This window comes from Thiohalophilus sp., from assembly GCF_046483665.1.
Lineage (GTDB): Bacteria > Pseudomonadota > Gammaproteobacteria > UBA6429 > Thiohalophilaceae > Thiohalophilus.
In genome coordinates, this window is the sequence record NZ_JAWOCR010000014.1 from 1 (window position 1) to 19,075 (window position 19,075).

Below are 19,075 nucleotides of genomic sequence, written 5' to 3' on the forward strand. Positions count from 1 at the left end.
TGGCGTGCGAATGACACCGCGATCGAAATCAATTAAATAGAATCGACCACCGGCGTCAAGCAGGATGTTATTGGCATTCAGATCGGCATGATAAACGCCTTGACTGTGAAAGCGCCGGATCACACCCCCCATGACAACCCAGTGGCCGGTGTCCAGGCTCTCGTTGACCAACAGCTGACCCACAGGCTTGGCGCCGGGAATACGCCGGGTCATGATGTCCGCCGTGTATAACAGACCATGACGAATGACCTGTGCGGCAATGGGTCTGGGTACCGGCAGATTGCGTTCGCGCAGAGTCTGTAACAGGTGCAATTCGCGCCAGGCCCGGTTGGATTCGAGACCGGTCCACAAATAACGGTCGGCGGACCAGCGCGCGATCACCCCCCCGCGATGGTAATGCCGTAAGGCCAGTTCCATCTCGTAATGATTGACAAAGAATGTGGTGCCCCGCCCCTCGGCAAAACCGACAATCGCGTCTTTCTCCGCCCAGGCTTCGGAAGCAAATACTACATCCTTCGATTCACTGAATATCTCATTATCATAAATAATAGAAGTCTGACCAAATGTGTGGCTGACGAGACTCATCGCGAATTCCAGGGAGTTGTTTTATTATTGTAATATTAATAGTATAGATAAAAACAGCAACCGTCACCTTCCCATATGCCCGTCAGCGAACCTAAAATTCTAGTCGTACGCAATGACAAGCTTGGCGATTTCATGCTCAGCCTGCCCGTTTTCGCTGCATTGAAGTCCAACCTCGACCAATGTGAGCTGCATGCGCTGGTACCGGAATACACGCAGGAGATGGCTGCCGCCTGTCCTTGGATTGACCACATCATACTTGACCCAGGGCGGGAATCCGGCATTGATGGACTGCGCAAGCTGAGCCAGATACTTCGTGGACAACAGTACCATGCTGCTATCATCCTGTTCTCCACAACCCGCATTGCGCTGGCAACACTATTCGCTGGAATCCCTTTTCGGTTTGCGCCCGCCACTAAAATTGCACAAGTTTTGTATAATCGCCGGGTAACTCAACGCCGCTCCCGTTCTCTCAAACCCGAGTATGAATATAATCTTGACCTGGCGTATGCCTACTTACACAGTCTCGGGATTGATAATCCGGTCATTCCTTCCCCACCCTACCTGACTTACCCTGATGAACAAATCAGTAAAATAAAAAATGAATTTATCACAACCTACTCGATTCCTGCCGATAAAAGGCTAGTATTTATTCATGCTGGCTCAGGTGGTTCGGCTAATAACCTTAACCTCCAGCAATATGGCAGCCTGATCAGATACATGAGCACCGACCCAGACTTGCATTTTGTGTTAAGTGGTGGGCCAGCAGAACAGGAGCAGGTCGAGACACTTTCCCGGCAAATGCAAGATATCTCACACAGCATCTTTATTTCTCGCCAGGGGCTTGATGCCTTTGCCAAACATATCGCCATTGCAGATCTGTTTATTGCTGGCTCAACGGGTCCTTTGCATATTGCCGGCGCATTGGACATACCAACTGTCGGGTTCTATCCACGACGTCGCTCATCAACTGCATTACGCTGGCAAACATTGAATAATGATGGTCATAGGCTGACATTCTCACCACCCGAGTATGCAGATGAACAGGACATGAGCATGATCAACATTAGAAATACTGCAGACAAAATCAGAGAATTTCTTGAGAAGCTAAGAAAATATTAATTATGTTCTAGATACTGCCCAAGTTTCTCAAAATGAGATGAGTAATCGAACAATTCGTCTGCCTTGGCTTTACCCGACCTGGCTATCTTATCTCTTAACTCTGGTTCTTCAACAAGACGTAAAATATTTTCTGCCAAACCTTGGCTATCACCAGGCTGGAAAAGTAATCCTGTTTTTTCATGCTCTATAATCTCTGGGACTCCACCATCATTCGTACCGATAACTGCTATTCCAGCCTGCATTGCCTCAACTAAAACAAGACCAAATGTCTCACCATGTGACGCAAGCACCACAACATCGCAGATCTGCATCCATAACTGAGGATCATCAACAAAGTCTTTAAAATAAATGAGATCGTCTAGTTTATCCTTGCTTATCTCAGATTTGAGATCATGAAGATAAGCTTTCTCCATGGGGTTGCCTACAATCAAGCCATATACGTCGTTCTTTTCTTTGTGCAATTTTTTTATGGCATCGATCAACAGATATTGCCCTTTCTCATGCTTGATTCGACCAAATATTCCTACCAGGAAAGCATCATTAGGGATTCCCAACTCACTGCGTAACTTTCTCCGATAATCCTGCTCAACAACTATCGGTGGAGAACTGACTCCATGATAAAGAGTTTTAACCTTGTTGGAATATTTTCTAGAAATAAACCTCTTTACATCAGACTCCATTTTGCGCGTGATTGTAAGTATCAAATCAATCTGATTATATATGAAATCATGATATAAATCGGTTTTATATCTGGTTATGGACATGTGCCGGGTTGATACTAGCCGTGGCTTTGATTTTGATAGCGCCTTTGCCATAGAAGCTAAAGGCAAATCTTTCCCCCAATGAACATGCACTGCCATAACATCTAGCGAGTCGATAATTTTAGCCAACTTTATTGCATTTAGAATAGGGAGCGATTTAAATCCAGGAGTTAGCATCTGATATTCTAATTTGGCATTTTCAAAATAACCCCTCAGTCTTCCTTTAGGGTTAATAACACCTAAAACTTCATATTTTTTATCAAGCTCGCTTGCGTTGCGAAAAACACTCAACTCCAAACCACCAAGGTCCGGAGACAAGCATAATTCAATAATTTTTTTATTATTTTTTTCTTGCAATAAACATCTCCTCTCTGAAGTTACCATAATCCCGGATCAAGCCACCTGATTCTTCTATCCACAGTTCTTTAATTTTTATCTCATCACGACGATTTGCATCATCTAAAAGTACAATAGCGCCTGACTCTAATTTATTATCAAAAAACTTCATAGCAGGATAACGTGCCATTTCTTGTGTCTTACGAGGGGGACCATCAACAAACAGAAAATCAATATTCTCATCGATCTTGTTAATATCAATCTGGTACCATTTAACTTTATTATTGCCAATTTCTACTTCTCCAATAGGAGCATGTATCACTTCTACATATTCAGATAGATTATGTTTTTCGACATTTTCACGGGTAATCCTTGCAAAATTCTCATCATGGTCATACGAAACAATTCTTCCGGCACCGTTTTTTTTCAGACAATAAGCTAAAACCAATGTAGAGACCCCACTACCAAGTTCAACTATAAGCTTCGGCTTTTTATCTAACGCCAGCTCCATTAATTTCGCAGCCTTATTTGCCGAGAGCGCATACCCGCCGAGCTCAGGTAACGGTATACCGGGGTTCAATATACTATACAGCGCAACAACACTCTGGCCATCCCGACCCAATTCATCGACTCTTGCTCTCAAACGACGAAAGTTCCCGATTACCAGAGTAATAACGACCAGGACACCTAGCAGTGATGTAATAGCTATCCAATGATAACTATCATTTTTCACAGCGAAATATGTAACAATTCCCAGCGACAAGATAACTATAGAGAGCACCCATTTTTCATCGCGACTAAATCTCATCTGAATTTTCCTGTTTTAATTGCTTTTCGTATAACTCAAGCAGTTTTAGATATTTCATATAGGCGTGAAACGCGGTCGTCACCGCTACTGTGATACCATCCTGTCCCTGAAAAATACCGCCCTTGAAAATCAATTTCCTGATCAAGGCGCCTGTAGCATGTAATGCCGGTGTCAGTCGTGTGACTTTTTTACCTTTTTGATACTTCGCCCATGCATCACGACTGCTCAATTGATTGATGCGTTCAACCCAGTGGGTATAGTCTCTGTAAGTAAAATGTTCGATATGCACATTAAGTCGCTGGATATTTTTCGACTCAACCCGGGAATGGGCCTTTCTCGGCAGATAGCCCCCTTTTTCCCTGTGATACAACCGCACAACCCAGTCTGGATAAAAACCGGCTGCTTTTATCCAGTGCCTGCCGACATAATTCCGTCGCCTTAGCGCATAGGCACCATGGCGACTTCTGTGCAAATCCAGCTTTTTAATTGCCTCGATCGCATCCGGCTCAAGACGCTCATCAGCATCGATACTCAATATCCAGTCATTTTTTGCCTTGGGTACGGCAAATGCTTTTTGAGGGCCGTCCCCCAGATAGGACTGCTTATATACCGTTGCCCCCATGCTCTCTGCAATCTCCACGGTTTTATCCTGACTGAGCGAGTCGACTACAATCACTTCATCGCACACCTTCTGTACCGACAGAATACAGTCACGGATATTTTCTTCCTCGTTCAGCGTTATGATGGTCGCGGTGATCTCCATATTACAGTTCCATATAATCTAGAATTCTTTCGGGTTTAATTTCGTTCAGACAATTGGTATGCCCCAGTGGACATTCGCGCTCGAAACAGGGGCTGCAATCCAGATTCTGATAGATGATCTGCGCTTTATCCGTCAACGGTGGCGTGTAGTTTGGATCCGATGAACCATAGATGGCGATAATACGAGCGCCGCTGGCCGCCGCCACGTGCATCAGTCCCGAGTCATTGGTCACGGCATGCTCGCACAAAGCGAGCAGATCCACCACATCCACCAGTTCGGTCTTGCCGCACAGGTTCTCAATCCCCGGCACTCCCGCGATCGCCTCGCCCAGTGACGCTTCCTTGTGGGAGCCGAACACCCAGACCTGTTTACCGTGCTCAACCAGCCGGCGCGCCAGCTCGGCATAATATGCCGTCGGCCAGCGCTTGGCCGGGCCGTATTCGGCGCCCGGCATCATGGCGATGATCGGTTTGTCGGTGGTCAGGCCCAGTTTCTCCAGGCAGATCTGCTGGTTGTGCGAATCGACCGCCAGATGGGGTTGCGGTATTGGTGGCGCGGTATTCACCTCGCCGTCCAGCCCCAGGGCAACGAAACGCTCTACGGTCCGGTACAGCACATCTTTGTCCAGTGGACGGATATCGTTGATGAGGCCGTAACGCATCTCGCCCCGGTAACCGGTGCGCCGGGGGATGCGGGCGAACCACGGAACCAGTGCCGCCTTGTAGGAACGCGGCAGGACGATGGCCTGATCATAACGCTGCCGGCGCAGGGCATGGCCGAGTGCCCGACGCTTGCCCAGCCCCAGTTCGCCGTGTTGCACGGGCAGGGGAATTCCTTCATGGACTTCGGACATGCGTGCCAGCAGCGGTAGCGACCAGCCGGGTGCGACCACATCAATGATGGGATTACCGCGCTGCTGCTTGAGAGTCATAAACAGGCTCTGAGCCATGACCATGTCGCCGACCCAGGCCGGGCCGATCACCAGAATACGCTCAGAAGGAGAAGTGTCGCTCACCGATCGCCGTGATTACTGGCTGTCGCGGTGCAACCACCGCATGTAATCGGCCACGCCCTGTTCGACCGTTTTGAAAGGCGCGTCGTAACCGACCTCGCGCAGGGCCGCGATGTCCGCCTCGGTAAAGCTCTGATAACGGCCCTTGAGATGTTCCGGGAAGGGAATGTATTCGATCTCGCCCTTGCCGTGATAGGCAATGACCGCCTCGGCCACGTCCTTGAAGGTCTGGCTGCGCCCGGTACCCAGGTTGAAGATACCGGATTTATCCGGGTTATCCATGAACCAGAGATTCACATCCACCGCATCGCCGACATACACAAAGTCACGGCGCTGTTCGCCGTTGCCGTAACCGTCGCAGCCTTCGAACAATTTAGCCTTGCCGTTTTCCATGATCTGATTGTTAACATGAAACGCCACGCTGGACATGCTGCCCTTGTGTTGTTCGCGCGGGCCATAGACATTGAAATAACGAAAGCCCACCACCTGGCTTTTGGCATCGGGCAAATGGCGGCGCACGTACTGATCGAACTGGAACTTGGAATAGGCATACATGTTGATCGGCTGCTCGTATTCGCGACGCTCTTTGAATACACTGCCGGAACCGTAGACCGAGGCGGACGAGGCATATAAATAAGGAATCTGGCGCTCCAGGCAGTAATGCAATAACGCCCTGGAATAGTCGTAGTTGTTTTCCATCATGAACTTGCCGTCCCACTCGGTGGTGCTGGAACAGGCGCCTTCATGGAAAATGGCTTTGACCTTTTTGGCGAAGCTATCGCCGGCCTTGATGCGGGCGATGAATTCCTGCTTGTCCAGGTAATCGGCGATCTCGCAATCGGCTATGTTCTTGAACTTGACACCATTAGTCAGGTTGTCCACCACGATAATGTCCGACTCGCCGCGGTCGTTGAGTGCCTTGACGATATTGCTGCCGATAAAACCGGCACCGCCGGTGACAATAATCATGATTCCGCCTTCTGTTTGCCTGTGATGTTTTTAATGATATCGGTAGTGGAATGACCTTCGATAAACTCAAGCACTTCCACCTTGCCGCCGTTATCCACTACACAGCGTCCACCGACAACTTCCTCGATTTTGTAATCCCCGCCCTTGACCAGCCGATCCGGCAGGACGCGGCAGATCAGTCTTTCGGGGGTGTCTTCGCTGAAGGGCGCCACCCAGTCGACACATTCGAGCGCCGATAACACGGCCATGCGCCGCTCGACGGTATTGATGGGGCGTGACTCGCCCTTGAGCCGCCTGACCGAGGCGTCATCGTTGACCGCCACCACCAGCCGATCGCCGAGCTTGCGCGCCTGCTGCAGATAAAGCACGTGACCCGGATGCAGGATATCGAAACAGCCGTTGGTCATCACCACGGTCTCGCCATGATCGCGGGCATCCCTGACCAGCCGCACCAGCAGATCCTCGTCGACCACGCCGGTTTCGATCTCGTGCTGGGCACGGGCGGCGCGACGCAGCTCGTCGATATTCACCGTGGCGGTACCGAGCTTGCCGACCACGACACCGGCGCCCAGGTTCGACCACGCCGTGGCGTGGGCCAGATCCTCGCCGGCGGCAATCGCCGCGCCCAGTACCGAGATGACCGTATCGCCGGCGCCGGTGACATCGAACACCTCGCGCGCGTGGGTGGGCATGTGCAGCGGCTCCCTGTCGCGGTGCAGCAGGGTCATACCCCGTTCGCTGCGGGTCACCAGCAGGGCATCCAGATCGTACTCGGCGATCAGGGCCACGCCCTTGCTCACCACCTCTTCGTCATTGCGGCAATGGCCGACCACCGCTTCGAATTCGCTGAGGTTGGGGGTGATCAGGGTGGCGCCGCGATAGCGCTCGAAATCACTGCCCTTGGGATCGACCAGTACCGGGATCCGTTGTTTGCGTGCCGCCCGGATGAAAGCGCGTGCCTCGCGCAGCGTGCCCTTGCCGTAATCGGAGAGAATCACCGCGCCCATGCCGTCGAGCTGTTGTTCGAACTGGCGCAGCAGATCCTCGGATTGATAACTTTCGAAACCGTCTTCGAAGTCGAGCCGAATCAACTGCTGATGCCGGCTCAATACGCGCAGCTTGGTGACCGTGGCACAGCCGGCCAGCTTGCTGAAGCGACATTCCACCCCGGCGGTGGTGAGAATGTCGTCCAGCGCATTGCAGGCTTCATCGTCGCCGGTCAGGCCCATAACCCGGGCGCCGGCGCCCAGCGCGGCGATATTCAGCGCCACGTTACCAGCGCCGCCAGCGCGCTCCTCGGCTTCGCCGACCCGCACTACCGGCACCGGCGCCTCCGGCGAGATGCGCGAGGTATCGCCGTGCCAGTAGCGATCCAGCATCAGATCGCCGATCACCAGCACCCGGGCCTGTTCAAACTGGGGAAGTTGCAGTTTCATCAGCGGCGTTCACAGATCCTTGAGTATGTAGACCGCGCCGCAATAAGGGCACTTGGCTTCGCCACCCTGCTCCTCGATGGGCAGATAGACCCGGGGATGGGAGTTCCACAGGGTCATGTCATCCATCGGGCAGTGCAGTGGCAGTTCCGCGCGGGTCACTTCGTAGCGACTGGCCGCATTGGCCTGCACCGGTTTGCGGGCCACCGGTGAGTTCTGGCCCGATTTGGGGGTCGACTTCTGGTTCACTGCCTTTGCCTCCTGTTGCCTGCTGTGCAGATTATTATTTTATTTTACGTAGGCCAGCCAGTCCGTGTACTTGTCGACACGGCCGTGGACCAGATCAAAATAGTGGCTCTGCAACTGCTCGGTGACCGGACCGCGCACGCCCGAGCCGATGGGCCGACCGTCCAGTTCACGGATAGGGGTCACCTCGGCGGCACTGCCGGTGAAGAAGGCCTCGTCAGCCACGTACACCTCGTCACGGGTGATGCGCTTTTCGCGCACCTCGTAGCCCAGATCCCGCGCCAGGTGCAGCAACGTATCACGGGTGATCCCCTCCAGCGCCGAGGTCAGCTCGGGGGTGTAGATCACGCCGTTGCGCACCAGGAAGAAGTTCTCGCCGCTGCCCTCGGCCACGAAGCCGTCCACGTCCAGCAGCAGGGCCTCGTCATAGCCGTCGCGCACCGCTTCCTGCAGCGCCATCATCGAATTCATATAGTTGCCGTTGGCCTTGGCCCGGCACATGGTGACATTGACATGATGGCGGGTGAAGGAGGAAGTGCGGATGCGAATGCCCTTCTCCATCCCCTCGGCGCCCAGGTAGGAGCCCCACTCCCAGGCAGCGACAATGGTGTGCACCTGCAGATTATCGGCGCGCAGGCCCATGCCCTCGGCCCCGTAGAAACACATCGGACGAATATAGGCCGATTCCAGGCCATTCTCGCGCACTACCGCCAGCTGAGCGGCGTTGAGAGTGTCCTTGTCGAAACGAATCTTCATATCGAGAATGTGCGCAGAGCGAAACAGCCGATCAGTATGCTCCTGGAGGCGGAAAATGGCCGTGCCCTGCTCCGCCTTGTAGGCGCGCAGCCCCTCGAAGACCCCCATGCCGTAATGCAGCGTATGGGTCAGCACATGCACCTGCGCCTCGCGCCAGGGCACCATTTCACCATCGAACCAGATGACACCGTCACGCTCGGCCATCGACATACCACGCCACTCCTTAAAATCCGAATCAGATAAAAATGGGTATAAAGGGGGCTATTCTATGCGAAATCGGTGGCGTTGTCGTTCTAGAAAAGGGACGAGGTACGAGTGACGAGGGACGAGAAAAGGCCTCGAGTAGCCCAGCGTCCGCCAAGGTATCGGAGAATGCGGATATTGTCGGCCCGATCCGGTAGGCCCGATATAGCGAAGCGGTATCGGGCATTTTTCGGGATGCCGGACACCGCTGCGCTTTGTCCGGCCTACTCACTTCCCCCTCCCACAGGGAGGGGGTTAGGGGGAGGGGATATAAAACCTCGTCACTCGTCCCTCGCCCCTCGTCCCTCCCCGACAGGGGCAGGGCCCAGCACCTGATCCCAGATCCGTTTCACCAGCACCAGATGCTCATCGAACTCCCCTTCGGGCGCCAGGGCCTTCTGTTCCTGCAGGGCCATGCGGTGGGCCTGGCCGCGGTAGGCGCGGTAGGCGTCCTTGAGCTGTTCGGTGTCGGGCTCCGCCAGCAGCCCGGTCTGGGCCAGGGTGTCGAGAAGACGAATATTGTCGGTCCAGGTCAGCAGCGCGGGATACTGGTGGGCGTATCCGAGAACGAAATACTGGACGATAAATTCGATATCCACCATGCCGCCTTCGCCCTGTTTCAGGTCCACGCAGCCGGGCGCTTTTCTGGCCAGCTCGGTGCGCATGCGCTGGCGCATCTTGATGACTTCGGAACGCAGTCCCTCCAGCTCCCGTTCCCGTCCGAGGACAGTCTGTCGCACCTGACCAAAACGTTCGATGATGTCGTGATCGCCGGCCACACCGCGCGCCCGCACCAGGGCCTGATGTTCCCACAACCAGGCTTTGTTGAGTTGATAGCCTTCGAAGGAGATGAGATTGCTCACCAGCATGCCCGAGGCGCCGTCGGGGCGCAGGCGCAGATCCGCCTCGTAGAGTACGCCGGCCGGAGTCTGGGTAGTGAGGATATGGATCAGTCGCTGGCCGAGCCGGGCGTAGAACACCGGCACCGCCAGTGGTCGGGGGCCGTCAGTCATCTCGTTCTGATCTTCGCTGGCGTGCAGGAAAACCAGATCCAGATCCGAGCCGTAGCCCAGTTCAAATCCGCCCAGCTTGCCGTAGGCAATTACCGCAAAACCCAGCTCGCCGCTTTCCCGGCTCCCAACTGGCTGTCCATGGCGCTCGCCCAGATGCCGCCAGGCCTGGTTCAGGGCCTCTTCGAGAATGACCTCGGCAATCCAGGAGAGGTGATCACTCACTTTCATCAACGGCAACACGTCCGAGATATCCGCCGCCACCACTCGCAGCACGTTGGTGTGTTTGAAGTGACGCAGCGCTTCCATGGCCTGCTCGTGATCGTCGGGTTCGATCATGGCCATCTCGCCAGCCAGTTCCGCCGCCAGATCGGTTTTGGCCGGTGGGGCATAGAGACTGCGCACGTCCATCAACTCATCAAGCAGCAGCGGATAACGGGACAGATAACGGGACAACCAGGGACTGGCCTGACACAGCTTGACCAGCTGCGAAAGCACCAGCGGATTTTCCACCAGCAGGGCCAGGTAGACACTGCGCCGGGCGATGGTACGCACGATTTCCAGCACCCGCTCGAAGGTCGTATCGGGATCGTCCGCCTGCGCGGCGGCCCCGATCAGTAATGGCATCAGTCGATCCAGCCGGCTTTTGCCGTTGGTACTCAGCGACTGGTAAAGCCGGCCACCCTGTAGATCGGTGACTCGTGACAGAATCGCGGCGGGCTTCTGGTAACCGGCCTCTTCCAGAGCGTGGGCGGCCTGCTCGTCATCCAGGTTGGTATGCCACAGATCGTAGAAGATGTTTTCATTTTCTTCCTCAACGTTCTGTGGCGCTTCGAATACCTGCTCGAAATGGTTATGTACATGCTGGCGATGATATTCCAGCTCGCCGTAAAACGATTGCCAGTTGTCGAAGCCCATGCTCCAGGCCAGTCGCAGGCGCGGGTATTCTTCCTCGGGCAAATCATGGGTCTGCTGATCCAGCACGCCCTGCAGGCGGTGCTCTACGTCGCGCAGGAAGCGGTAACCGGCTTCCAGCTCCCGGACCACAAACTCGGGCAGGACGTCCATCTCCTGCAGCAGGGGCAACACCATGAGCACTCGCCGTTCCTGCAAGGCCGGATCCCGGCCGCCACGGATCAACTGAAACACCTGAGCAATAAACTCGATCTCGCGAATGCCGCCCAGCCCGAGTTTTACATTCTGCTCCAGTCCCTTGCGTTTGACCTGCTTGGCGATCATGACTTTCATGTCGCGCAGGGATTCGTAGGCGCCGTAATCGAGATAACGGCGATAGACGAATGGATGCAGCATGTTCATCAGTTCCTTGCCGGCCGTCTGATCGCCGGCCACCACGCGTGCCTTGATCATGGCATAGCGTTCCCACTCACGGCCGTGAGCCTGATAGTAAGTCTCCAGTGCATCAAAGCTGGTCACCAGCGGGCCGCCATCGCCGAAGGGCCGCAGGCGCATATCGACCCGGAACACAAATCCTTCCGGTGTCTGTTGATCCAGCACCGCGATCAGCTTCTGCCCGAGTTTGATAAAAAACTCGCCGTGGCTGAGGGTTCGTCCTTCACCGCGGGTCTCGCCTTCCTCGGCAAAGGTAAAGATGAGATCGATATCCGAGGAGACATTCAGCTCCCATGCTCCCAGCTTGCCCATACCCAGCACCACCAGGTTCATGGGGGAACCGTCTTCATAACAGGGCGTGCCATATTGATCGCAAAAGCGCGGGTATAACCAGTTCAATGCGCCATCAATACAGGTTTCCGCCAGCCAGGTCAGATCCCGGCAGGTCTCCTCCAGCTCGGCCCGGCCCGCGAGGTCTCGCCACAGAATGCGCACCATCTCGCGCTGACGAAACCGACGCAGCACATGCATCAGCTCCGCCTCATTCTCCACCGGGGCGATCACTGACTGCCATTGCACGTTGAATTGCTCGCGGTCGGCCGGCTGCAGTAATCGCGACTGCATGGCAAAAAAATCATCGGGATAACGCAGACACTGACGCGCCACATACTCACTCGCCGCCCAGACCGTCGGCAACGATTCGGCGGCCGACGTCTCCAGCGCGGTATCACCCGACTGCCGGGCAAACTCTGCCCACCAGTGTGTGACCTGATCGGCCAGCGGTCCGGGTAACTGTGAAATAACCTGATCGACGTTGCTACTCATAATCAAAAAGCCTGAAGGGTGTGCCGGATACTATGACCAAAACCATCTTCTGCCACAACCAGCCGGGATATAAATATTTTTAACGCAGAGGCGCAAAGGCGCAGAGGACGCAAAGATAAGTATTTTAAAAAACGGACTGGTGCTAATAACAAGGGTACTGACTTATCTCTGTCGAACCATATTAGCCAGAACTATTCGCATGTTCCGCCAAACCGAACGCGCAAATAATAAAATCATTCTCTGCGGTTCTCCGCGCCTTTGTTGCGCGATGTACAGGGATGTACAAGTGTCGTGGGAGGCAGGAAGCCGGGAGCGACCCTCTGCGTTAATTTTTCTTCTCAAAAAAAAGCCCCGCCATTGCTGGCGGGGCTTTTTGTTGCGCCTGGGTTAAGGCAGTCGGGCTTACATCATGCCGCCCATACCGCCCATGCCACCCATACCCATATCGCCCATACCACCAGCGCCGCCGGCGCCCTGGTCTTCGTCAGGCTTATCAGCGATCATGGCTTCAGTGGTGATCATCAGGCCGGAGACCGAGGCGGCGTTCTGCAGCGCAGTACGGGTTACCTTGGTCGGGTCCAGAATACCCATCTTGATCATGTCACCGTATTCACCGGTGGCGGCGTTGTAACCGTAGTTACCCTTGCCTTCTTCCACCTTGTTGCAGACCACGGAAGCTTCTTCACCGGTGTTGGTCACGATCTGACGCAACGGTTCTTCCATGGCACGCCGCAGGATGTTGATGCCAACGTCCTGATCGTGATTTTCACCCTTCAGGTCGTCAATACCGGTACGGGCGCGCAACAGGGCGACACCACCACCGGGGACCACGCCTTCTTCCACCGCGGCACGGGTGGCATGCAGGGCGTCTTCCACACGGGCTTTTTTCTCTTTCATTTCCATTTCGGTAGCGGCACCGACCTTGATAACCGCAACACCACCGGCCAGCTTGGCCACGCGTTCCTGCAGTTTTTCCTTGTCATAATCGGAAGAAGCTTCTTCGATCTGGGCGCGAATCTGGCTGACCCGGCCTTCGATGTCGTGCTGCGGACCGGCACCGTCAATAACAGTGGTTTCTTCCTTGGACACAACAACCTTCTTGGCCTGACCCAGATCTTCAACGGTGGCTTTTTCCAGCTGCAGACCGACTTCTTCGGAAATCACAGTACCACCGGTCAGAACGGCGATGTCCTGCAGCATGGCCTTGCGACGCTCACCAAAGCCGGGGGCCTTGACGGCGGCAACCTTGACGATACCGCGCATGTTATTGATTACCAGCGTGGCCAGGGCTTCACCTTCGATGTCTTCGGCAACGATCAGCAGCGGCTTGCCGGCTTTGGCAACACCTTCCAGAACCGGCAGCAGTTCGCGGATGTTGGAAATCTTCTTGTCGTGCAGCAAGATATACGGCTCTTCCAGTTCGGCGCTCATGTTCTGCTGATTGTTAACGAAGTAGGGCGAGAGGTAACCGCGATCGAACTGCATACCCTCAACCACGTCCAGTTCGTTCTCCAGACCCGTGCCTTCTTCGACAGTGATAACGCCTTCCTTGCCGACCTTATCCATAGCCTGGGCGATAATGCCACCGACTTCCTGATCGGAGTTGGCGGAAATCGTTCCCACCTGGGCGATGGCATTGTCATCGGCACAAGGTTTGGAGAGTTTCTTCAGCTGCTCGACAGCCGCGGTAGTACCCTGGTCGATGCCGCGCTTGAGATCCATCGGGTTCATACCGGCAGCCACAGCCTTCATACCTTCGGTCAGGATAGACTGGGCCAGCACGGTCGCGGTGGTGGTACCGTCACCGGCGACGTCGGAGGTCTGGGAAGAGACTTCCTTGACCATCTGCGCGCCCATGTTTTCGAACTTGTCAGTCAGCTCGATCTCCTTGGCCACGGAAACGCCGTCCTTGGTAATGGTCGGCGCGCCGAAGCTCTTCTCGAGCACGACATTGCGGCCTTTGGGGCCCAGGGTAACCTTGACGGCATTGGCCAGGGTGTTCACGCCTTTCAGCATTTTATGACGGGCGTCGTCACCAAATTTCAATTCTTTTGCACTCATGTTCTTTCCTCACTATCTCTTAATATAGATAAGCTACGCGTTTGACGGATTGAAAAGCTGAATCAGCTTTCAACCACACCCATAATGTCTTCTTCACGCATGACGAGCAGTTCCTCGTCATCAACCTTGACCTCGTTACCGGCATATTTGCCGAACAGCACCTTGTCACCCACTTTGACATCCAGTGCGCGGACCTCGCCGTTATCCAGCATCTTGCCATTGCCCACGGCGACGACTTCGCCCTGGCTTGGCTTTTCGGTAGCTGAATCGGGAATGACGATACCGCCGGCCGTGGTACGTTCTTCTTCCATGCGACGAATAATCACGCGGTCATGCAAAGGACGGATTTTCATTCTCAATGTCTCCTGAAAGTTATTGATTTCTTGTATTTCAAACAGTTAGCCCGAACAGAACCCTGTCCGGGCGGGAATTTCAGTCGGCCTTTTAGCACTCGGCGTCGACGAGTGCTAATAATAGCGGTCACGGCCAGACTGTCAAGACCAGTTTCTTGATGGGGCGTTAGTGGGAAAATTCAAGGCTCAGTCGTCATCCCGATGCTGAAGTTCGCCTTCAATGGTGCGCGGTCCGCTACCGGGCTCTTTGGGACCCCTGCCCGGCGGACCGGTGCGAATGACGCCCCGCTGGATGGCCCAGCGAATCAGCCCCTGGCGCAGGGGCGGCACCAGTAAAATGAAGCCTCCCGCGTCAGTGACAAAACCCGGGGTCAGCAGCAGCGCGCCCGCCACTACCAGCACCAGCCCCTCCAACAGTGGCATAGCGGGCACCTGACCCCGGGCCAGCTCCGACTGAAAGCGCATCAGGGTAGAAAAACCCTGCCAGCGCAGCAGGCCTACCCCGATGACGGCAGTCAGTACCACCAGCAAAATGGTCGGCCAGGCGCCAATCACCTCGCCGATCTGGATCAAAAAATAAATTTCAATCAGCGGGATCGCGATAAACAAGAGCAGGAATAAACGGAACAACGGCGGCGTCCTTTATCAGCATGGGTATACGATACTATTGTAACAGCTTGATGCTTTGCCAGCTGTGCACCGGGCTGGTATCTTGCACGGCATGAGCGAGCTTTCCCAATGCCTGGTGCTGTGCACCTGCCCCGATACCGAGATCGCACGACAACTGGCCGACCGGCTGGTGGCGGGAAGACTGGCAGCCTGCGTCAATATCGTGCCCGGACTCGAATCGGTCTATGAATGGCAGGGCAAGGTCGAGCGCGACGGCGAGGTGCTGCTGATCATCAAAACCCGGCGGGACCGCTACGACCAGCTGGAAAAGACCCTGCGGCAGCACCACCCGTATGAACTTCCGGAAATTCTCAGGGTCTCTCTGGATGGAGGACTGCAGGATTACCTGCAGTGGATTGATAACGCACTGGAATAATAATGATGAAAAAACTGTTTGCCACCCTGCTATTTCTGTTTGTTTTCCCCGTTGCAGCTGAAGAAGAACTGCTGGAACCGGACAAGGCGTTCGCCTTCCAGGCCGAGGTCACCGATGGCGAGATCCAGGCCCGCTGGGATGTGGCTGACAATTATTATCTGTATCGCGGCAAGATCCGCTTTGAGGCGGACAACCCCGATATCGAGTTGGGAGAACCCGACATCCCCGAAGGCAAAGTCAAGGATGACGAGTTCTTTGGCAAGGTGGAAACCTTGCGCGGCAGCGTGGAAATCACCATCCCGATCGAATCCGGCAGCGGCGATTTCGAGCTGACGGCTCATTCCCAGGGCTGTGCCGATGCCGGTGTCTGCTACCCCCCCCATCGTCAGACCACGGCCCTGAGCGCCGAGGCCGGCCAGGGGCGCAGTGACGACAAGCGAAGCCTCAAGGATCTTAATGACGATCTGGGCCTCGGTCAGGGTGACGACGAGGTGCTGGATCCCGACGATGCCTTTGCCTTCAGTACCGAGGTGGTCGATGCCAATACGCTGCGGGCCACCTGGCAGATTGCCGCCGACCATTATCTGTATCGCGACAAATTCGAATTTTCCGTCAAGCAGGGCGACGCCCGGGTGGGCGATGTCGAGCTGCCTGAAGGCAAGGAAAAAGAGGATGAATTTTTCGGCAAAATACGGGTCTTCGAAGGCGAACAGACTCTGACTGTCGATATTCCCCTGCAGCGGACCCGGGGCGAGTCCGGCGAGGTTGAACTGGCGTTTGTCTACCAGGGCTGTGCCGAGAAAACCGGTATCTGTTATCCCCCGATTCACAAGAGCGAAACCGTCAAACTGGCCGCCACCGACCAGTTCGCCATGGCCGATGACCCCGAGCCGGCCGGACAGGCCGAGGAACAACAGGTCGTATCCGAGCAGGACACCATCGCCGCTTCCCTGGAAACCGGCGGGATACTGGTTATCCTGACCTTCTTCGGCCTCGGCCTGCTGCTGGCCTTCACCCCCTGCGTGTTCCCGATGATTCCGATCCTCTCCAGTATCATCATCGGCCAGGGCGACAGGATCACTACCCGGCGCGCCTTTACCATGTCCACCGTGTACGTGCTGGCCATGGCCCTCACCTACACCGTCGCCGGGGTGATTGCCGGGATGCTCGGAGAGAACCTGCAGGCCGCCTTCCAGAACCCCTGGATCCTGGGCAGCTTCGCAGCCATTTTCGTGCTGCTGTCGCTCTCCATGTTCGGCTTTTACGAGCTGCAGATGCCCGCCGCCCTCCAGGGCAAACTCTCCGAGGTCAGTAACCGCCAGAAGGGCGGCAGCCTCACCGGCGTGGCCGTGATGGGCTTTCTCTCTGCGCTGATTGTCGGCCCCTGCGTTGCCGCGCCGCTGGCCGGCGCATTGATCTACATCGGCCAGACAGGCGATGCGGTCCTCGGCGGCATGGCACTGTTCGCCCTGAGTCTGGGCATGGGACTGCCACTGATCGCCATCGGCACCTCGGCGGGCAAATTGCTGCCCCGTGCCGGCGGCTGGATGGATGCGGTCAAGGCGATCTTCGGCGTGATGCTGCTGGCCGTGGCCATCTGGATGCTGGAGCGGATCATCCCCGACTTTGTCGCCCTGTGGCTGTGGGCAGCGCTGCTGATTATCTCGGGCATCTACATGAAGGCCCTGGAACCGCTGCCGGCCGACACCTCCGGCTGGCACCGACTCTGGAAGGGGCTGGGGATTATCGTGCTGGTCTACGGCATCCTGCTGGTGATCGGCGCCAGCGCCGGCAGCAACGACAAATTCCGGCCGCTGCATGGCGTCTTTGCAGGCGGCATGGGTGGCGGCGCCGCGCAGCAACAGAAACTGGAATTCGAAATGATCAAGACCGTCGAGGATTTCGAAAACCAGCTGGCCCAGGCCAAAGCCGCCGGTAAGCCGGTGATGCTCGACTTCTACGCCGACTGGTGTATCTACTGCAAGGATTACGAGAAATACGTGTTCACTGATCAACGGGTCATCGAGCGGCTGGATAACTTCGTCCTGCTCAAGGCGGACGTGACGGATAACGACGCCAAGGACAAGGCGCTACTGCGCAATTTCGGTCTCGTTGCCCCGCCGGCGATCCTGTTCTTCGGCCCCGATGGCGAGGAACGCCATGGCCGGCGCCTGGTCGGCGCCATGAACGCCGATGAGTTTCATAACCATCTGAACATGATGTCCTTCTAGATGACAGGCCCGCCACCAGGGCGGGCCGGATACCGGATTAATTCATTCAACCATTAACGAACGGAACAGCCGTATGAAACGTTCAGTCTTCATCGCATTGATCATCGTTGTGGCGGTCATCAGTCTGCTGGCCGGCATGTACGCCAACCAGCTGTTTGACGACCCGAAACCAGAAACAGCCACAGCCCAGACCGGAAAGGATTCCGCCGGCCCGCCTGAAATCCGTCCCGATTTCGGTCTGCAGGATCTGCAGGGCGATTTGCGCCACGTCAGCGAATGGGACGGGGAAGTCGTGATGGTCAACTTCTGGGCCACCTGGTGCCCGCCCTGTCGCCGCGAGATTCCCGCCTTTATCGAATTGCAGGAAAAATACGCCGAGCAGGGCTTTACCATCGTCGGTATCGCCATCGATACCAAACAAAACGCCAGCGACTTCGTCGACCCCATGGGCGTCAACTACCCGATCCTGATCGGTGACAAGGACGGTATCGCCCTCTCCAAAGAGTACGGCAACCGCATGGGCGTGTTGCCCTACACCGTCATCGTCGATCGCGACGGCAAAATCACCGAAACCCATCGCAACGAACTGACCTTCGAAGACGCCGAAGCGATGATCAAACCACTCCTTTAAACAAGAGGGCCGAGTGACGAGGGACGAGTGACGAGGGAAAACATTTACCACGAAGACACGAAGACACGAAGAAAATTGAATGTCACAGCGGCGGACTGTTTTTAATTTCTGCGCTCTCGGGTTATTAACACCGGGAATTCCCCCCGAATGATAAACCACCGATAACACCGCAAAGCACCGAATAAACAGACCGATTTTTCAGTGAGTTCGGTGAACCCTTGCCCGGCACACAGACATCCCTGTGGAAGCGGGCTTCGACCGCGACCGCAGGCAATCGCGCCTGAAAGGCGCTCCCACCCACCCCGCTCAACTGAATGGTGCCCCCTGAAGAATAGCTATTTTCATTGTGCTTTCTTCGTGCCTTCGTGTCTTCGTGGTTAACGCTCTTCCTCGTCACTCGTCCCTCGCCCCTCCCGAGAGGCCGCAAGGCCGAGGGGCGGAGCTGTGATCGGGTTCAAACCGCTCTGGTGTGAATCTTGCTAGTATTTGCTCCGAACTGGCGGGTAAATCCGGGATTCTGGACAAACCTTTTATTTTG

The 19,075-nt window shown here is 55.5% G+C and carries 17 protein-coding genes; 4 read left to right on the forward strand and 13 right to left on the reverse strand.

Going from position 1 to position 19,075, the window contains the following annotated elements; translation table 11 throughout:
* A partial coding sequence (locus tag R6U90_RS03860) for a 3-deoxy-D-manno-octulosonic acid kinase (protein ID WP_410351350.1) occupies positions 1 to 585 on the reverse strand: 585 nt, incomplete at its 3' end.
* A gap of 75 nt (positions 586 to 660) precedes the next feature.
* Here R6U90_RS03860 and R6U90_RS03865 point away from each other — a divergent pair.
* Positions 661 to 1,704 (forward strand): glycosyltransferase family 9 protein, encoded by a 1,044-nt coding sequence (locus tag R6U90_RS03865; protein WP_410351351.1) that lies wholly within the window; start codon positions 661 to 663, stop codon positions 1,702 to 1,704.
* On the opposite strand, the gene R6U90_RS03870 is transcribed toward R6U90_RS03865, so the two are convergent.
* From R6U90_RS03870 to R6U90_RS03925, 12 genes are all read right to left on the reverse strand, one after another.
* Positions 1,701 to 2,822 carry a glycosyltransferase family 4 protein gene (locus R6U90_RS03870; protein WP_410351352.1) on the reverse strand — a complete coding sequence of 374 codons (1,122 nt, stop codon included), beginning with the start codon at positions 2,820 to 2,822 and terminating at the stop codon, positions 1,701 to 1,703. The two genes, R6U90_RS03865 and R6U90_RS03870, sit on opposite strands and share 4 nt — an antisense overlap.
* A complete protein-coding gene (locus tag R6U90_RS03875; protein ID WP_410351353.1) occupies positions 2,806 to 3,609 on the reverse strand; it encodes an O-methyltransferase in 804 nt (267 codons plus the stop codon). The genes R6U90_RS03870 and R6U90_RS03875 overlap by 17 nt, the downstream gene beginning before the upstream one ends.
* A complete protein-coding gene (locus R6U90_RS03880; protein WP_410351354.1) occupies positions 3,599 to 4,372 on the reverse strand; it encodes a glycosyltransferase family 2 protein in 774 nt (257 codons plus the stop codon). The genes R6U90_RS03875 and R6U90_RS03880 overlap by 11 nt, the downstream gene beginning before the upstream one ends.
* A 1-nt stretch (position 4,373) precedes the next feature.
* Positions 4,374 to 5,387 carry a lipopolysaccharide heptosyltransferase II gene (gene waaF / locus R6U90_RS03885; RefSeq protein WP_410351355.1) on the reverse strand — a complete coding sequence of 338 codons (1,014 nt, stop codon included), beginning with the start codon at positions 5,385 to 5,387 and terminating at the stop codon, positions 4,374 to 4,376.
* A 12-nt stretch (positions 5,388 to 5,399) separates the two neighbouring features.
* Positions 5,400 to 6,353 (reverse strand): ADP-glyceromanno-heptose 6-epimerase, encoded by a 954-nt coding sequence (gene rfaD / locus R6U90_RS03890; protein ID WP_410351356.1) that lies wholly within the window; start codon positions 6,351 to 6,353, stop codon positions 5,400 to 5,402.
* Positions 6,350 to 7,789: a bifunctional D-glycero-beta-D-manno-heptose-7-phosphate kinase/D-glycero-beta-D-manno-heptose 1-phosphate adenylyltransferase HldE gene (gene hldE / locus R6U90_RS03895; protein ID WP_410351357.1), complete on the reverse strand. Its 1,440-nt coding sequence runs from the start codon at positions 7,787 to 7,789 to the stop codon at positions 6,350 to 6,352. The genes rfaD and hldE overlap by 4 nt, the downstream gene beginning before the upstream one ends.
* A 9-nt stretch (positions 7,790 to 7,798) precedes the next feature.
* A complete protein-coding gene (locus R6U90_RS03900; RefSeq protein WP_410351384.1) occupies positions 7,799 to 7,993 on the reverse strand; it encodes a zinc-finger domain-containing protein in 195 nt (64 codons plus the stop codon).
* Positions 7,994 to 8,074: 81 nt separating this feature from the next.
* On the reverse strand, positions 8,075 to 8,998 hold the full coding sequence (locus R6U90_RS03905; protein ID WP_410351358.1) for a branched-chain amino acid transaminase: 924 nt from the start codon (positions 8,996 to 8,998) through the stop codon (positions 8,075 to 8,077).
* A 314-nt stretch (positions 8,999 to 9,312) separates the two neighbouring features.
* Positions 9,313 to 12,222, reverse strand: coding sequence for a bifunctional [glutamate--ammonia ligase]-adenylyl-L-tyrosine phosphorylase/[glutamate--ammonia-ligase] adenylyltransferase (gene glnE / locus R6U90_RS03910; RefSeq protein ID WP_410351359.1), 2,910 nt, complete (start codon positions 12,220 to 12,222; stop codon positions 9,313 to 9,315).
* 396 nt (positions 12,223 to 12,618) lie between these two features.
* Complete coding sequence (groL, locus tag R6U90_RS03915; RefSeq protein WP_410351360.1) at positions 12,619 to 14,277, reverse strand: chaperonin GroEL; 1,659 nt, start codon at positions 14,275 to 14,277, stop codon at positions 12,619 to 12,621.
* A gap of 62 nt (positions 14,278 to 14,339) precedes the next feature.
* On the reverse strand, positions 14,340 to 14,630 hold the full coding sequence (gene groES / locus R6U90_RS03920) for a co-chaperone GroES (RefSeq protein WP_410351361.1): 291 nt from the start codon (positions 14,628 to 14,630) through the stop codon (positions 14,340 to 14,342).
* 186 nt (positions 14,631 to 14,816) lie between these two features.
* Entirely contained in the window at positions 14,817 to 15,260 is a 444-nt protein-coding gene (locus tag R6U90_RS03925; protein ID WP_410351362.1) for an FxsA family protein, read from the reverse strand.
* Between the two features lie 91 nt (positions 15,261 to 15,351).
* On the opposite strand from R6U90_RS03925, the gene cutA reads away from it, so the two are divergent.
* The 3 genes from cutA (at position 15,352) to R6U90_RS03940 (ending at position 18,537) form a co-directional block, all read left to right on the forward strand.
* On the forward strand, positions 15,352 to 15,675 hold the full coding sequence (cutA, locus tag R6U90_RS03930; protein ID WP_410351363.1) for a divalent-cation tolerance protein CutA: 324 nt from the start codon (positions 15,352 to 15,354) through the stop codon (positions 15,673 to 15,675).
* 5 nt (positions 15,676 to 15,680) lie between these two features.
* Positions 15,681 to 17,906, forward strand: a complete 2,226-nt coding sequence (locus R6U90_RS03935; RefSeq protein WP_410351385.1) for a protein-disulfide reductase DsbD — start codon at positions 15,681 to 15,683, stop codon at positions 17,904 to 17,906.
* A 73-nt stretch (positions 17,907 to 17,979) separates the two neighbouring features.
* The gene (locus R6U90_RS03940) at positions 17,980 to 18,537 is read left to right on the forward strand and encodes a TlpA family protein disulfide reductase (RefSeq protein WP_410351364.1); all 558 of its coding nucleotides are present in this window, start codon (positions 17,980 to 17,982) and stop codon (positions 18,535 to 18,537) included.
* The last annotated feature ends 538 nt before the right edge of the window (positions 18,538 to 19,075 follow it).

Coding starts and splice junctions, on each gene's coding strand:
- R6U90_RS03880 (WP_410351354.1), bottom strand. CDS start 4,372: ATGGAGATCACCGCGACCATCATAACGCTGAACGAGGAAGAAAATATC.
- R6U90_RS03935 (WP_410351385.1), top strand. CDS start 15,681: ATGAAAAAACTGTTTGCCACCCTGCTATTTCTGTTTGTTTTCCCCGTT.
- R6U90_RS03940 (WP_410351364.1), top strand. CDS start 17,980: ATGAAACGTTCAGTCTTCATCGCATTGATCATCGTTGTGGCGGTCATC.
- groES (WP_410351361.1), bottom strand. CDS start 14,630: ATGAAAATCCGTCCTTTGCATGACCGCGTGATTATTCGTCGCATGGAA.
- R6U90_RS03875 (WP_410351353.1), bottom strand. CDS start 3,609: ATGAGATTTAGTCGCGATGAAAAATGGGTGCTCTCTATAGTTATCTTG.
- rfaD (WP_410351356.1), bottom strand. CDS start 6,353: ATGATTATTGTCACCGGCGGTGCCGGTTTTATCGGCAGCAATATCGTC.
- cutA (WP_410351363.1), top strand. CDS start 15,352: ATGAGCGAGCTTTCCCAATGCCTGGTGCTGTGCACCTGCCCCGATACC.
- groL (WP_410351360.1), bottom strand. CDS start 14,277: ATGAGTGCAAAAGAATTGAAATTTGGTGACGACGCCCGTCATAAAATG.
- R6U90_RS03865 (WP_410351351.1), top strand. CDS start 661: ATGCCCGTCAGCGAACCTAAAATTCTAGTCGTACGCAATGACAAGCTT.
- R6U90_RS03905 (WP_410351358.1), bottom strand. CDS start 8,998: ATGTCGATGGCCGAGCGTGACGGTGTCATCTGGTTCGATGGTGAAATG.
- hldE (WP_410351357.1), bottom strand. CDS start 7,789: ATGAAACTGCAACTTCCCCAGTTTGAACAGGCCCGGGTGCTGGTGATC.